The 13396-nt window shown below is 40.8% G+C and carries 12 protein-coding genes and 1 tRNA gene; 1 reads left to right on the forward strand and 12 read right to left on the reverse strand.

Annotation, left to right across the window (positions count from 1 at the left end; all coding sequences use genetic code 11):
• Positions 1-38 precede the first annotated feature (38 nt).
• The 10 genes from T543_RS02735 to T543_RS02780 form a co-directional block, all read right to left on the reverse strand.
• On the reverse strand, positions 39-1388 hold the full coding sequence (locus T543_RS02735) for a CCA tRNA nucleotidyltransferase (protein WP_035765890.1): 1350 nt from the start codon (positions 1386-1388) through the stop codon (positions 39-41).
• Between the two features lie 53 nt (positions 1389-1441).
• A complete protein-coding gene (proS, locus tag T543_RS02740) occupies positions 1442-2878 on the reverse strand; it encodes a proline--tRNA ligase (protein WP_035765442.1) in 1437 nt (478 codons plus the stop codon).
• Between the two features lie 207 nt (positions 2879-3085).
• Positions 3086-3331 carry a hypothetical protein gene (locus T543_RS02745; protein WP_051638481.1) on the reverse strand — a complete coding sequence of 82 codons (246 nt, stop codon included), beginning with the start codon at positions 3329-3331 and terminating at the stop codon, positions 3086-3088.
• Between the two features lie 104 nt (positions 3332-3435).
• A tRNA-Lys gene (locus tag T543_RS02750) sits at positions 3436-3508 on the reverse strand.
• Positions 3509-3644: 136 nt separating this feature from the next.
• Positions 3645-4106 (reverse strand): Fe-S cluster assembly sulfur transfer protein SufU, encoded by a 462-nt coding sequence (sufU, locus tag T543_RS02755; protein ID WP_035765444.1) that lies wholly within the window; start codon positions 4104-4106, stop codon positions 3645-3647.
• Positions 4107-4142: 36 nt separating this feature from the next.
• A complete protein-coding gene (locus tag T543_RS02760) occupies positions 4143-5357 on the reverse strand; it encodes an aminotransferase class V-fold PLP-dependent enzyme (RefSeq protein WP_035765445.1) in 1215 nt (404 codons plus the stop codon).
• A 24-nt stretch (positions 5358-5381) separates the two neighbouring features.
• The gene (locus tag T543_RS02765; protein WP_197023914.1) at positions 5382-6545 is read right to left on the reverse strand and encodes a SufB/SufD family protein; all 1164 of its coding nucleotides are present in this window, start codon (positions 6543-6545) and stop codon (positions 5382-5384) included.
• Positions 6546-6633: 88 nt separating this feature from the next.
• Positions 6634-8043 carry a Fe-S cluster assembly protein SufB gene (gene sufB / locus T543_RS02770; protein WP_035765447.1) on the reverse strand — a complete coding sequence of 470 codons (1410 nt, stop codon included), beginning with the start codon at positions 8041-8043 and terminating at the stop codon, positions 6634-6636.
• A 37-nt stretch (positions 8044-8080) separates the two neighbouring features.
• On the reverse strand, positions 8081-8866 hold the full coding sequence (sufC, locus tag T543_RS02775; protein ID WP_051638482.1) for a Fe-S cluster assembly ATPase SufC: 786 nt from the start codon (positions 8864-8866) through the stop codon (positions 8081-8083).
• Positions 8867-9064: 198 nt separating this feature from the next.
• Complete coding sequence (locus T543_RS02780) at positions 9065-10072, reverse strand: fibronectin type III domain-containing protein (RefSeq protein ID WP_035765450.1); 1008 nt, start codon at positions 10070-10072, stop codon at positions 9065-9067.
• A gap of 262 nt (positions 10073-10334) precedes the next feature.
• Between T543_RS02780 and T543_RS16015 the strand changes: the two genes are divergently transcribed.
• Positions 10335-11333: a putative manganese transporter gene (locus tag T543_RS16015; protein WP_035765463.1), complete on the forward strand. Its 999-nt coding sequence runs from the start codon at positions 10335-10337 to the stop codon at positions 11331-11333.
• A 44-nt stretch (positions 11334-11377) separates the two neighbouring features.
• Here the strand turns inward: T543_RS16015 and T543_RS02790 are convergent, their stop codons facing one another.
• Both T543_RS02790 and T543_RS02795 read right to left on the reverse strand, forming a co-directional pair.
• Positions 11378-12691, reverse strand: coding sequence for a sensor histidine kinase (locus tag T543_RS02790; protein WP_051638483.1), 1314 nt, complete (start codon positions 12689-12691; stop codon positions 11378-11380).
• 30 nt (positions 12692-12721) lie between these two features.
• Positions 12722-13393, reverse strand: coding sequence for a response regulator transcription factor (locus tag T543_RS02795; protein ID WP_035765466.1), 672 nt, complete (start codon positions 13391-13393; stop codon positions 12722-12724).
• Between the last annotated feature and the right edge of the window lie 3 nt (positions 13394-13396).

Raw genomic sequence — 13396 nt, forward strand, 5'->3', positions numbered from 1 at the left:
CCATACCAAAATGACGTAAAATACCGCTTTTTTACAAATTAATTATCTAACGATTTCCTGTAAGTTGCAAGGTGATCTGTGTCAAGAAGATAGGCTTTAGTATTGTGCTCAGGATATTCCAAAACATCACTAAGCATTTCCTTTAGTACATCCCCAAGCTCTTTCCCCGCCGGGATTCCTTCTTTCATAAGGTCACTTCCGTTAACCGCCAGATCTTTTAGCGATAAGCACTCATTATTCTTTTTTATCTCGTCATAAAGCTCCCTGACTTTTTCTATCCAGGCAAGCTTCTCTTTTCTTTTATATTCGCTCTGCGCAAGTGTATCTGCTTCTTTTACAAAAAGAAGTGGCAAAAATAGCTCCTCGCCAACCTTGCTTATTGCTTTTCTTACACTCTTTTTTTCGGCAGGAAATCTGTAATCATGATATCTTATAAGCTTCTCTACAACATCCATTGTATTCCTGTCAAACTTTAATCTCTTTAATATATTTACTGCAGTAACAGCACCTTTTTCGGCATGCCCATGGAAATGGTCCACACCTTCATCATCTGTTACCCTGCAAGATGGCTTCTCGATATCATGAAAAAGCATGGTAAGTCTGAGCGCCTTATCACTTTTTACATATTCAACAGATCTGATAATATGCTCCCCAACAGTATAAACATGATGAGGATTATTCTGCGCTGTCTCCATGCAAACATCAAATTCAGGCATTATTACCCCGGTTATCCCAAGTTCATAGAGCCTCCTTACTTCCCCCGGATTATCCGAAGTAATGAGTTTTATCAGCTCAACCTGTATTCTCTCTGCGCTTATTCTATTAAGAGTATCAGCCAGTTCTTTAATAGCAAGAGAAGTATTTTCTTCTATGCCATATCCAAGTTGTGCCGCAAATCTCACAGCTCTCATCATCCTGAGAGCATCCTCTGTAAAGCGCTCCTTTGGATCGCCAACACATCTTATGACCTTTTTCTCTATATCCAAAAGGCCGTCAAACTCATCTACCAGGCCTTCTTCATAGCTGTAGGCCATGGCATTTATGGTAAAGTCTCTTCTCTTTAAATCTTCAATAAGGCTGGCGGTAAAAGTCACATCCTTGGGATGTCTTCCATCCTCGTATTCGCCGTCTATGCGATAGGTTGTGACTTCAAAGCCTTCCTTATCCATCATAACAGTTACAGTACCATGAGCAATTCCGGTATCTATGGTGCGCGTAAAAAGTGCCTTAACTTCTTCAGGTCTTGCACTTGTTGTGATATCCCAGTCTCCCGGCTCTCTTCCAAGGATACTGTCTCTTACGCATCCGCCAACCACATATGCTTCATATCCTGCTTCATGAAGCGTTTTCAATATCTGATTAGCTTTATCAGGTATTTTTATTGTAATATCTTTGCCTGTATTGCTCATTTTCTAAAGGTCTGTAATCTCCGTTTCAATAATTAATATGCTCTGCCCCAGTAAACCATCTTCTTAGCAGGTTTGCCGCAGCATACGCATGTACCTGCCAGATTCTCCTGCTCAAAAGGAATACATCTGCTGGTAACTGAATAATCTTCCTTGATCTTATCTTCGCAAGCTCTCTCGCCGCACCACATAGCCTTAACAAAGCCCTTTGTCTCCTTGAAGGCTTCTTCAAACTCTTCTTTGTTGGTTGCAGCAAAAGTATGAGTTTCAAGGTGCTTCTTTGCTCTCTCAAACATATCATTCTGAATAGCAGGAAGAAGCTCTGAAACCTTAGCAGCAACATCAGAAATTGCACACTCTATCTTTTCTGACGTATCTCTTCTTACAAGTACACACTTTCCGGCTTCGATATCCTTAGGTCCGATCTCAATACGAACAGGAATACCACGCATCTCCTGATCAGCAAACTTGTATCCCGGACTTCTGTCTGTATCATCAAGCTTAACTCTGAACTCTGAAAGAGACTCAAGGAGCTTGTTTGCAGCATCAAGAACTCCGTCCTTCTTCTGCTGGATAGGAACTATCATAACCTGAACAGGTGCAATTCTGGGAGGAAGCACAAGTCCTGAATTATCTCCGTGTACCATGATCATAGCGCCGATAAGTCTGGTTGTAGCACCCCATGATGTCTGATATACGTGGTGAAGCTTGTTATCTTTTCCGGCATACTGAATATCAAATGCTTTAGCAAAGCCATCACCAAAGTTGTGGCTTGTAGCTGACTGAAGAGCTCTTCCATCGTGCATAAGAGCTTCAACTGTGTAAGTAGCTTCTGCACCTGCAAACTTTTCTTTTTCAGTTTTCTGTCCCTTAATAACAGGAATAGCCATGTCTTCTGCAAGGAAATCTGCATAGACATTAAGCATCTGCTGTGTTCTCTCCTCAGCTTCCTCAAAAGTAGCATGAGCAGTATGGCCTTCCTGCCATAAGAATTCTCTTGAACGAAGGAAAGGTCTTGTCTCCTTTTCCCAACGAACAACGCTGCACCACTGGTTAAGTACCTGAGGAAGATCCTTATATGAGTGAATCTCTCCCTTATAGTAATCACAGAAAAGTGTTTCAGAAGTAGGTCGAACGCAATATCTCTCTGTAAGTGGCTCCTGACCGCCGTGTGTAACCCATGCTACTTCGGGAGCAAATCCTTCTACATGATCTTTTTCTTTCTGAAGAAGTGACTCCGGAATAAGCATTGGAAGGTACGCATTTGTTACTCCCGTCTTCTTGAAGCGCTCATCAAGGTGTTTCTGAATAAGCTCCCAGATTGCATATCCGGCGGGCTTAATTACCATAAATCCCTTGATGTTGGAATAACTGATGAGTCCTGCCTTAATAACTACATCGGTATACCACTGTGTGAAGTCCTCATCCATTGAGGTAATTTCTGAAACTAATTTTTTACCATCCTGTGCCATTTTTTATTTCTCCTCGTAAATCTCTATCCCATTTTTGTGCATGGGCATCCACTTTTAAATATCGATAGTATCTTAACATGGTAAAGCTTTAAAGCGGAATTTGTCAAGCTAATCACTAATATCATCCTATTTTATTAATGAAGAAAAGCCGAAGGCAATTATCATCCTTCGGCTACAATATCCATATTCAAGCCTTTATATACCATCTTATTGGCTGTTTCTTCCAAGCTCCATTATCTGATGGAAGGTTTCTATGTCATTTTCTGTCAGCTTTATATTGCAATGCATCTCATTTCCATCAGGAGTCGTAACCTTCATATCAAAGACGGTTCCGGGTACTATGGATGCTGCGCTCACCGCTTTAAAAAAAGGAATTACTCTGGGATGTTCGCTATTAAATGTATCAAATCTCTGTTTAAGCTGCATTAAGGCCATTGGATTAACATTCATCATCTTCACCTCTCTCAAAAAATTATATTAAAAACTCATCATAAAGAATTTTAGCGCGAAAAAAAAGTACCGCCCCATGAGCTATACTCACAAAACAGTACTCGGCGTGCGCCTCCAGGGGCTCGAACCCTGGACACCCTGATTAAGAGTCAGGTGCTCTACCAACTGAGCTAGAAGCGCTTAGCTATTTGATTGTTTGCCGCTCGCTGACGACAAGGAATATATTACATCGGTTTTTCTAATAATGCAAGCACTTTTTTAAAAAATTTTCAAATTTTCTTATTTTTTTACAAAGAGTCCTGATTATATGAGGGTTTTAGGCATTTTCAGTTGAAATATTTTCTGCCTTTTCGGGGTGCTCAAGCATCTCCTGCATGGTTTTCCATCCAAGAACGGCACACTTAACTCTTGCAGGCATATGTGCAATATCCTGAAGAGAAGCAGCTTCATCAAGCTCTTCTATCTGAGCCTCATCCTTGATATCACCCTTTATCATTCCCATAAATGTTCCGGCAAGTTTTATGGCATCTTCCTTTGATCTGCCGATCACCTGATCAGCCATCATGTCTACAGATGCCTGTGAAATAGCACATCCTGAGCCATTGAACAAAGCATCTTCTATAACTCCGTTCTCTATCTTAAGCTGCAAAGTAATATCATCTCCGCAGCTGGGATTTACACCTCTTAAAACAAGATCGGGATTCTCCATCTGTCCCTTGTGTGAAGGACGAAGATTGTGCTCATTTACTATTTCTCTGTATAAACCTTTTAAATCCATTTATTGCCTCTTTTCAAAAACTACAAAATATTTTTATCAGTATCCCATAACACTGCGAACACCTTCAAGGTGCTTAAGGAATCTGTCTACTTCTTCTTCAGTATTATAAAAGTACACACTGGCCCTTGCTGTAGATCCTGCGCCTATAAACTGCATAAGCGGCTGTGCACAGTGATGGCCCGCCCTTATGCATACATGGTCGTCATTAAGAACAGATGAAATATCATGAGGATGAACTCCATCCATAGTAAATGTCACGATTCCGCTGTGCTTTTCCGGATCATTTGATCCATAGATTTTGATATAAGGAAGCTTTTTCATGCCTTCCATCATCCGGCGTGTAAGCTTATCTTCCTGCTCTCTTATAAAATCAAAACCAACGCCCTTCAGATACTTAATAGCAGCTTCAAGACCTACCGCTCCTGCGGCATTAACAGTGCCCGCCTCAAACTTATGCGGAAGCTCAGCATAGGTTGCATCTTCTCTTGTGACATATTCTATCATCTCTCCGCCTGTAAGGAAGGGATTCATATTTTCAAGAATCTCTTTTTTGCCATAGAGAACGCCTATTCCCATAGGTGCCATAAGCTTATGACCTGAAAATGCGTAGAAATCCGCATCTATATCCCTTACATTTACCGGAATATGAGGAGCAGCCTGCGCACCGTCAACTATAACTGTTGCGCCCTTTGAATGAGCATAGGCAGCTATCTCTTTTACAGGATTGGTTACGCCAAACACATTTGATACATGACCTACAGATACAATTTTTGCTTTATCTGTGATCTTGCTTTCATATTCCTCTTTTGAAATAACGCCTTCTTCGTCAATTTCAAGATATACAAGCTTTGCCTTTTTAGCCCTTGCCACCATCTGCCAGGGAAGAATATTGCTATGATGCTCCATTATCGTGATTACGATCTCGTCACCCTCATTTACATTATCCATTCCATAGCTATATGCAACAAGGTTAAGGGATTCAGTAGTATTTCTTGTAAATATTATTTCCTCTGAAGATGAAGCACCGATAAAATCTGCAACAGTACTTCTTGCATTTTCGTAACGCTCTGTAGCATCCATGCTTAAATCGTAAAGACCTCTAAGCGGGTTTGCGTTTGAATTCTCGTAAAAATCTTTTATAGCTTCAATAACAGCTGTAGGTCTCTGGCTTGTAGCTGCGTTATCGAAATATATATAGTCTCCCTTATTTAAAATGGGAAAATCCCCTCTAAAGTCTTCCGGTCTTGCCATAGCGGTCTCCTTAGTTATTTCAAATTATAAAATATTTCTTATATACTGCTGAATTCTGACAATCATTGCCTCATCGGGAATCATTCTTGCTATTGATTCCATACGGGCGCGGATCATGAGTCTTTTAGCCTCTTCTTCGTCTATGCCTCTGCTCTCCATATAGAAAAGAACATCATCTCCAAGCTGTCCTATTGAGGCACCGTGTCTTCCGTCCACATCTTCTTCCTGACAGAGGATAACGGGCATTGTCCTGTTTATTACATCAGGGCTAAGAAGCAGAGTATCCTCCTGCTCATCACCAACTGAGCCTGCACTTCCTGCCTTGAAATCAAGTGTTCCTCTGAAGGTCTTAACGGCCTCATCAAGAAGAACTCCCCTGAATATCATGTTGGACTCTGTCTTTTTACCAATCTGATCTGCAACATAGTTCATATCGTAAGTCTGCTTATGTCTGCAGAGATAACCTGTGTGATTGTTGTATATACTCTTATCTCCAAGAAGAGTGATCCTGTCTCCGCCCCAGGTGTCCTTTGCTCCCAGCTGCATGTTTATTGTCTCGATGTCTGCATTATCATCACAGATTCCGCCCACATCATCAAAGTGCATAACATCTTCGCTGAGCATCTGAACCTTAATAAGGTTTATCTTTGCTCCTTCTTCTGCAAGAAGCCTTGTCTGGATTCCCAAAAATCCCTTTGCATTCTCCTCAGAATCATACTCCATGATAACAGTGATCTCTGAATTCTTCTTAGCATGGATAACCTGACTTCCGAGAACGCAGCTTCCGTTTTTTAAGCTGTATTTTACAACTACGGGTTCCTCGGTCTTATAACCTTCAGATACTGTATATACAGTGACAGGAACGTTCATCTCTTTCATGAGGTTATCGACTGCAGCTCCCATTCCTGTTCTTACGATCTGTCCATCATTTAACGGTGCTGTATCTCCGTTTGGTCCGGGAAGATCTGCCTTTTTACTCTCGATCTTTTCATTTACCTTTAAAAAGATTTCTTTTACGTCATCTTCAGATAAATCGCTTTTAACTGTGACACTTGATGGAATATTTTCCGGCTCAGGTGTCTTAGTATCTTCTATATATAAATCTTTTAAATCTATCTCGCTGTCATTTGCCTTTAAAAATCTGTAAGTCAGCGCAGGGAGATGATTTACATTCATTTTTATATCCATATCTTTTCCCATTTATTATAGATGTAATTAGTACCACTTCACATGTAAAACCCGCATTATTACAGCGGACTGGTCACCATTTATCCTATCAGCCGCCTGACATCTCAAGCTTTATGAGGTTATTCATTTCAACCGCATATTCAAGAGGTAGCTCTTTAGAAACAGGATTGGCAAATCCGCTGACTATCATAGCTCTTGCATCCTCTTCTGAAAGACCTCTGGACATAAGATAAAATACAGCTTCATCGCTGATCCTTCCGATCTTAGCCTCATGTCCTACGTCTGCATCATCAGTTCTTATATCCATTCCGGGAATAGTATCTGCTCTTGAAATGGAATCAAGCATCAGTGAATCGCAGGAAACCGATGTTTTTGCATGCTTTGCTTCTTTATTTATTACAACTGAGCTCCTGTAGGTTCCTATTCCGCCGGACTTTGAAATAGACTTGGTGGAAATAAGGGAAGATGTATATTTTCCCTGATGAACTACCTTGGCACCGGTATCAAGGTTCTGACCTTTTCCGGCAAAAGTAATTCCTGTATATTCCATCTGAGAGTGGTCACCCTTAAGAATAGTCATGGGATAAAGGTATGATGTATGTGATCCGAATGAACCTGATACCCATTCCATTCTCGCACCTTCCTCAACGAGTGCTCTCTTTGTGTTGAGGTTGTACATGTTTTTGGACCAGTTCTCTATTGTTGAATATCTAAGTCTTGCATTCTTTTTTACAAAAAGCTCTACGCAGCCTGCGTGAAGGTTAGCTACATTGTATTTAGGTGCAGAGCATCCTTCGATAAAGTGAAGATCCGCTCCCTCATCAACAATGATAAGAGTGTGCTCAAACTGACCGGCGCCTGCCGCATTAAGTCTAAAGTAGGACTGAAGCGGGATATCAACCTTAACTCCCTTTGGAACATATACAAATGAGCCACCTGACCATACCGCTCCGTGAAGTGCCGCAAACTTGTGATCTGTAGGCGGAACCAGCTTCATGAAGTACTCATGGACCATCTCGGAGTACTCGCCTGTAAGAGCGCTTTCCATATCTGTATAAACAACGCCCTGATCTGATACTTCATCCTTTACATTGTGATAGACAAGCTCCGAATCATACTGCGCACCAACACCTGCGAGCGACTCTCTCTCCGCTTCCGGAATACCAAGTCTCTCGAAAGTATTCTTGATATCCTCCGGAACATCTTCCCATTTGCCCTTCATATCGGATTTGGAACGAACATAGGATGAAATAAGATTCATATCAAGTTCATCCGTATCAGGTCCCCAAGGTGGCATATCCAGACTGTTATATAGCTTAAGACAATCGAGCCTGAACTTTCTCATCCACTCCGGGTCGTGCTTTTCCTCGGAAATCTTCATAACGATATCCTCAGTAAAGCCATCCTCCATTCGATAGAAATCCTGCTCATTCTCTACGTCTTTTATGTCATAAACACTGCGGTCAATATCTACAACCGCCTTCTCATTTTCACTCATAATATTTCCTTTTAAATCGTAGTAAATGCTTTACTTATCAATTTGCCGAAAGCGGGCTGCATCCGTCGCATCCCTCACATCTTGTATATTTCTCAAATCCGTGCTCGTTGATCTCTTCAACAAGGCTTCCGTCACCTGTTGTAACGATATGACCCTTAACAAGTACATGTGTATAGTCAACATGAAGAGATTCAAGGATCTTGGTACTGTGAGTTATTATAAGAAGCGCACCGTCCTTCTGCTTCTGGTATTCCTGGATACCCTTTGATACTGTACGAACCGCGTCTACATCAAGTCCTGAATCAGTTTCATCAAGAATTGCAAGCTTAGGCTTTAACATAAGCATCTGAAGGATCTCTGCCTTTTTCTTTTCTCCGCCTGAAAAACCAACGTTAAGGTCACGGTCTGCATAAGTGCCATCCATGGTAAGAAGCTCCATTGCTTCCGCAAGCTGCTTCTTATACTGAAGAAGCTTAACAGGCTTACCTGTCTGCTCATGATATGCATTTCTTATAAAGCTTCCGAGTGATATTCCGGGAACTTCAAGAGGATTCTGGAATGATAAGAACATTCCTGCCTTTGCTCTCTTATCTGCTGAAAGAGATGTTATATCCTCACCATCAAATAAAATAGAACCTTCCGTTACCCTGTAGTGAGGATTACCCATGAGAGTATATCCAAGTGTGGATTTTCCCGCACCGTTTGGTCCCATAAGGACATGAGTCTCACCGGGTCTGATCTCAAGATTTATATTATGCAGTATCGGCAGATCATCAACCGAAGCTGAAAGAGAGCTGACCTGTAATAATGATTTATCTGACATATTTGTTACTCCTTATAATAAATGTACTAAAACGTACAAACTGCGCGTAATCTAGTAGATTATAGCACATAATATGAAAAAATGTTAAAAAATCTAAGATTTCCTAGAGAAATAGTAGGAATTAAGAAAAATACTGCTTTTATAGGTGAAAAAAAGTGCTGCCCTCAATAATGAAGACAACACTTTTTCAAATTATTATTATTTATTCCATTGGCCGGCTGTGTAGTAGATTACAGAACCTGCACCTCTTTTGCTGATAGGTGTGATGTAAAGAAGTCCTGTATTATATGTCTCACCATTTACCTTCTTTACACCCTCTACATATACATAATATGTCTTGTTTCCTTTTACCTTTTTACCACCGATCTTCTTGATGGAAACACTGGTCTTATTTCCTTTTACTGTCTTAACCTTCTTGAACTGACCGCCCTTGGAAGATGCAACGTAGATATTGTACTTATTAATACCTTTTACTTTCTCCCACTTTACATTCAGCTTTCCGCCGCTTACTTTACCTGCAAGCTCTCTTGCATCCTTTTTAGCAGGCTGTGTCATGAAAAATGCAGTCTTTGAAACAGGTCCCCAGTATGTAACTCCATTGATAACTGAATATGCCTGGCAGCATCCTTTATAGATCTTCTTGTTATCAATTCTGTGTGAGTATCCCACATAGCTTGAAGTTACTGTCTCGATGACATTTCCTCTTTCATCCATGAAAGTGAATTTGTAGCCATCTGCACCTGTCTGCTTATCCCATGTTATATCTACATTGTGGATTACTCTCCACCACATTTCCTGGTTTACTCCGGTAACCTGTCCGGGAAGTGTCTTTAAAGTTCCACTTCCAACTGATGAGCTATTAGTTCCTCTACTGGAAGTATAAGTGTAATATACGCAAACTTCATACTCTGTTCCGGGAACAAGGCCGTTAATTGTATATGATCTGTTTGTCCCTACAGGAACACTTTTGTTCTCTGCCATTGCTCTGGCTGTTTTATAATCTGTACTATAACCAATGTAGTAAGACTGCAGTCTGTTACTTCCATATAAAGAAGGTGCATCCCAGGTAACAGTAATGGATGTCTCTGTCTGTGCAGTCTGCTTCAATCCATATGCGAGAGCAGTATTTTTACCGAATCCCACAACGAGTGCAAATGCTGCTACTGCAAGCAGTATCTGCGACAATTTCTTAAACTTTTCTTTCATTACATTTTTCCTCCAAAAAAATTATTGCATCGCTATTTTTAGCACATATTTCCCATGTTTTTTCATTTTCGCGACGAAATGCACGAAATCGAGGACGAAATGCAATTATTGTCTATTTAGCAAAAAATAATATTGTTAATTAAGGTAATGGTCATCCGAAAAACACGGGTGACCATTCTTTTTATTATCATTTTATTGAAAAAAGTCTATGATATATGCTTTAATGATGTCGAATATAAACTTTTTTAGAGGTGACAAAAAAATGAATTTTTGGATTCCTGTTTTGGAGGATACAATAGAAGATGGTCTTAAGATACTTCCCTTTTTATTTATTACATATCTGATAATGGAATATCTTGAGCACAGAACCGGTGATAAAACAGAAGAACTGGTTCAAAAAGCCGGTAAATTCGGTCCTCTACTTGGCGGATTGTTCGGCGCTTTTCCTCAATGTGGTTTTTCCGCTGCTGCGACAAACCTGTATGCCGGAAGAGTCATCACTTTAGGAACTCTCATTGCAATATACCTATCCACTTCTGACGAGATGGTGCCTCTTTTTATATCAGAGCAGATTCCCGTTTCCAAGATGATAGGCATAATCGCGATGAAGGCAGTTCTTGGTATATTCTACGGATTCCTTGTAGACTTTGCACTTAAGCAGTACAGAAAGATAAAAAAGCTCCGTCTTCAGGATCCTGTAAGGATTGATGAACTCTGCAAAAGAGAACATTGCCACTGCGAAGAAGATACACCTAAGATCTCAGCTCACAGGTCAAGAAGCGAAAGCGACTCCTCAAAGAAGATATCCAAGGCAGCTATTGCAGAAGAAGCAAGTAAAAAGCATGACCACTCCCAAGAAGGTCACGGAAACATACTTCGCTCCGCGCTTGTACACACTATTCACATCTTCATCTATGTGTTTATATTTACTCTGGTACTTAATGCAGCTATTGAGTATATAGGCGAAGATACTCTGTCTGAGTTCATGAAAAACAGCGGAGTTTTTGCCCACGTTATCGCAGGACTTGTAGGTCTTATCCCCAACTGCGCTGCATCTATTGTAATTACTGAATTATACATAAACGAGATAATAAGTTTTGGCACGATGATGTCCGGCCTTTTGGTTGGCGCAGGTGTCGGCCTTCTTATCCTCTTCCGCGTAAATGAAGGCACAAAGAAAAACCTGCAAATCACCGGTATTCTCTACATAATCGGTATCTTCACAGGTTTCATATTAGATCTTTTTTCTTTTACATTGTAATTACTACGTTATAAAACTTCCGGTATGGAGGAAGTTTTATAACGTTATTTTTTAGTAAGCGGCAGGCGAACCTTAAATTTGATGGTATGGTCGCCTCCCCGGAGAGCTTCGATAGTCCCTCCGTGGGATGTTGCTATCGCTCTTGCTACAGACAGCCCTATTCCATAGCCTCCGGTGTCACGACTTCGTGAGGAATCTCCCCTGTAAAAACGGTCGAATAGCTTATCAAGATTTCCCTCTGGAAGTGAATCACAGGTGTTTGCCACCTCGAATATCACATGCTTTTTCTTTGCATCCCTTTCAAGAAATACAAATACATTGCCCTCTCCGCCTACATATTTCATTGCATTGTCTATAAGGAGCGATGATAACTGGCCAATTCCGTTTTTGTCGCCCATTATCATTATCCCATCCTCTATGTTCTTCTCATATTTGAGATTCTTTGATTCGGCAACTGCCTGGAAGGATTCAGCACTCGTCCTTATGATATCGCTTATATTTATCTCCGAAAAAACAAGGTGGATATTCTCTTCTTCCATCCTCGAAAGAGACAGCATATTTTTGACAAGTCCGTTCATTCTCTTTATCTGGTTCTTAACGCTCTCCGTCCACTCGCTCTTTCCCGATTCAAGCTCTATTACATCTACGTTTGCAGAAATAACAGCAAGCGGTGTCTTTAGTTCATGCCCTGCATCAGTTATAAACCTCTTTTGTTTTTCTAAAGACTCAACTACAGGAGCAACCGCCCTTCCCGAAAACAGATAAACCAAAATAAGCATTGCAACAAGAGCAACCATACCAATAAACAATGTTGATATAAGAAGCCTGTTTGCACTATAGATGCTGTTTGAACAGTCAAGGAAAAGTACAAGATAGCTGCCATCCTCCTGTTTACTTATAAGATATCTGTAGTGGTTATTAACATAGCCCCTTAGTATATTCTTGTTTTTTAATACCTCTGTCTTGTAATTTTCTGCATCTTCCGCAGACACTGCTGCTATGTGGCCTGTGTCTATTTCCTTAGTATTTCCGTCTTCATCTGTCCTCACAAAGAAATATCTGGTCATAAAGGGCATCTCAAGAGTCCTGTTATAAGCCATTTTCTCGTTAAATATGTCCTTGTTTTCAGGAGGACTTGGGGGAGTTTCCCCATCTTTTGCATCATCCATTTTCCTTGGATTTTTCATCATCTCAGGGAAAAAGCCATCATTATCTGCAAGGAGTTGCAGCGTTTCATCTGCGGAATTTTTAATCTGCACATAATTAGAGATATTTATAACAGAGAGTAAAACTACAAGTATTACAAGGAGCGAAAGCATGGCGGTAATGACAAATTTCCGCCTCAGTTTTTTTACCATATATTATGTTTCCTCCGTGAGTTTCCATGATCATTTTTCATGAATAGAATATCCAAGCCCTCGTGATGCCTTTATCTCTACATTTGCATCAAGGGATGTCAGTTTTTTCCTAAGGTTTGATATATAAACCCATACTACATTTACGTCCGCTTCGCCATCAGACCATATCCTGTCCATGAAAGAGTCCACAGATATAATATGCCCGGGGGTTGTCATGAGCATCTCCATCATCTGGAACTCCCTGTTCGCAAGACGGATTCCTTCGTGCCCTTCTGTCTTTAGCATATACTCAGACCTGTCCAGCTCCAGGTTTCCGCAGGATAAATTGTTTGGTGAAAAGTCAGCCTTCCTTCTTGTCATAGCCCTTATTCTTGCAAGGAGCTCTCCCATATCAAAAGGCTTTGTCAGATAATCATCTGCTCCCAGATCAAGTCCTGCTATCCTGTCCTCGATCTCTGACTTGGCAGTAAGGAAAAGCACGGGCGTCTGCACTCCTTTATCGCGGATCCTTTTTAATACCTCGGTTCCTTCAAGGTGGGGCATCATGATATCAAGGATTATCCCGTCATAGTCGCTCGATAATATGTAATCCAACGCATCCTGCCCATCGTAGACCGCATCAACCGTATACCCTGAGTGCTTAAGGATCGCTACAAGCGCATTTGATAGTTCCTTTTCATCTTCTGCAAGAAGTAGTTTCATAAA

Source organism: Butyrivibrio sp. NC2002 (assembly GCF_000702265.1).
GTDB lineage: Bacteria > Bacillota > Clostridia > Lachnospirales > Lachnospiraceae > Butyrivibrio.

Bases quoted from the DNA above. Each gene is read 5' to 3' on its own strand.
- T543_RS02780 (WP_035765450.1), bottom strand. From the start codon at position 10,072: ATGAAAGAAAAGTTTAAGAAATTGTCGCAGATACTGCTTGCAGTAGCA.
- sufB (WP_035765447.1), bottom strand. From the start codon at position 8,043: ATGAGTGAAAATGAGAAGGCGGTTGTAGATATTGACCGCAGTGTTTAT.
- T543_RS02765 (WP_197023914.1), bottom strand. From the start codon at position 6,545: ATGGATATAAAAATGAATGTAAATCATCTCCCTGCGCTGACTTACAGA.
- proS (WP_035765442.1), bottom strand. From the start codon at position 2,878: ATGGCACAGGATGGTAAAAAATTAGTTTCAGAAATTACCTCAATGGAT.
- T543_RS02795 (WP_035765466.1), bottom strand. From the start codon at position 13,393: ATGAAACTACTTCTTGCAGAAGATGAAAAGGAACTATCAAATGCGCTT.
- T543_RS02790 (WP_051638483.1), bottom strand. From the start codon at position 12,691: ATGGTAAAAAAACTGAGGCGGAAATTTGTCATTACCGCCATGCTTTCG.
- sufU (WP_035765444.1), bottom strand. From the start codon at position 4,106: ATGGATTTAAAAGGTTTATACAGAGAAATAGTAAATGAGCACAATCTT.
- T543_RS02745 (WP_051638481.1), bottom strand. From the start codon at position 3,331: ATGATGAATGTTAATCCAATGGCCTTAATGCAGCTTAAACAGAGATTT.
- T543_RS16015 (WP_035765463.1), top strand. From the start codon at position 10,335: ATGAATTTTTGGATTCCTGTTTTGGAGGATACAATAGAAGATGGTCTT.
- T543_RS02760 (WP_035765445.1), bottom strand. From the start codon at position 5,357: ATGGCAAGACCGGAAGACTTTAGAGGGGATTTTCCCATTTTAAATAAG.
- sufC (WP_051638482.1), bottom strand. From the start codon at position 8,866: ATGTCAGATAAATCATTATTACAGGTCAGCTCTCTTTCAGCTTCGGTT.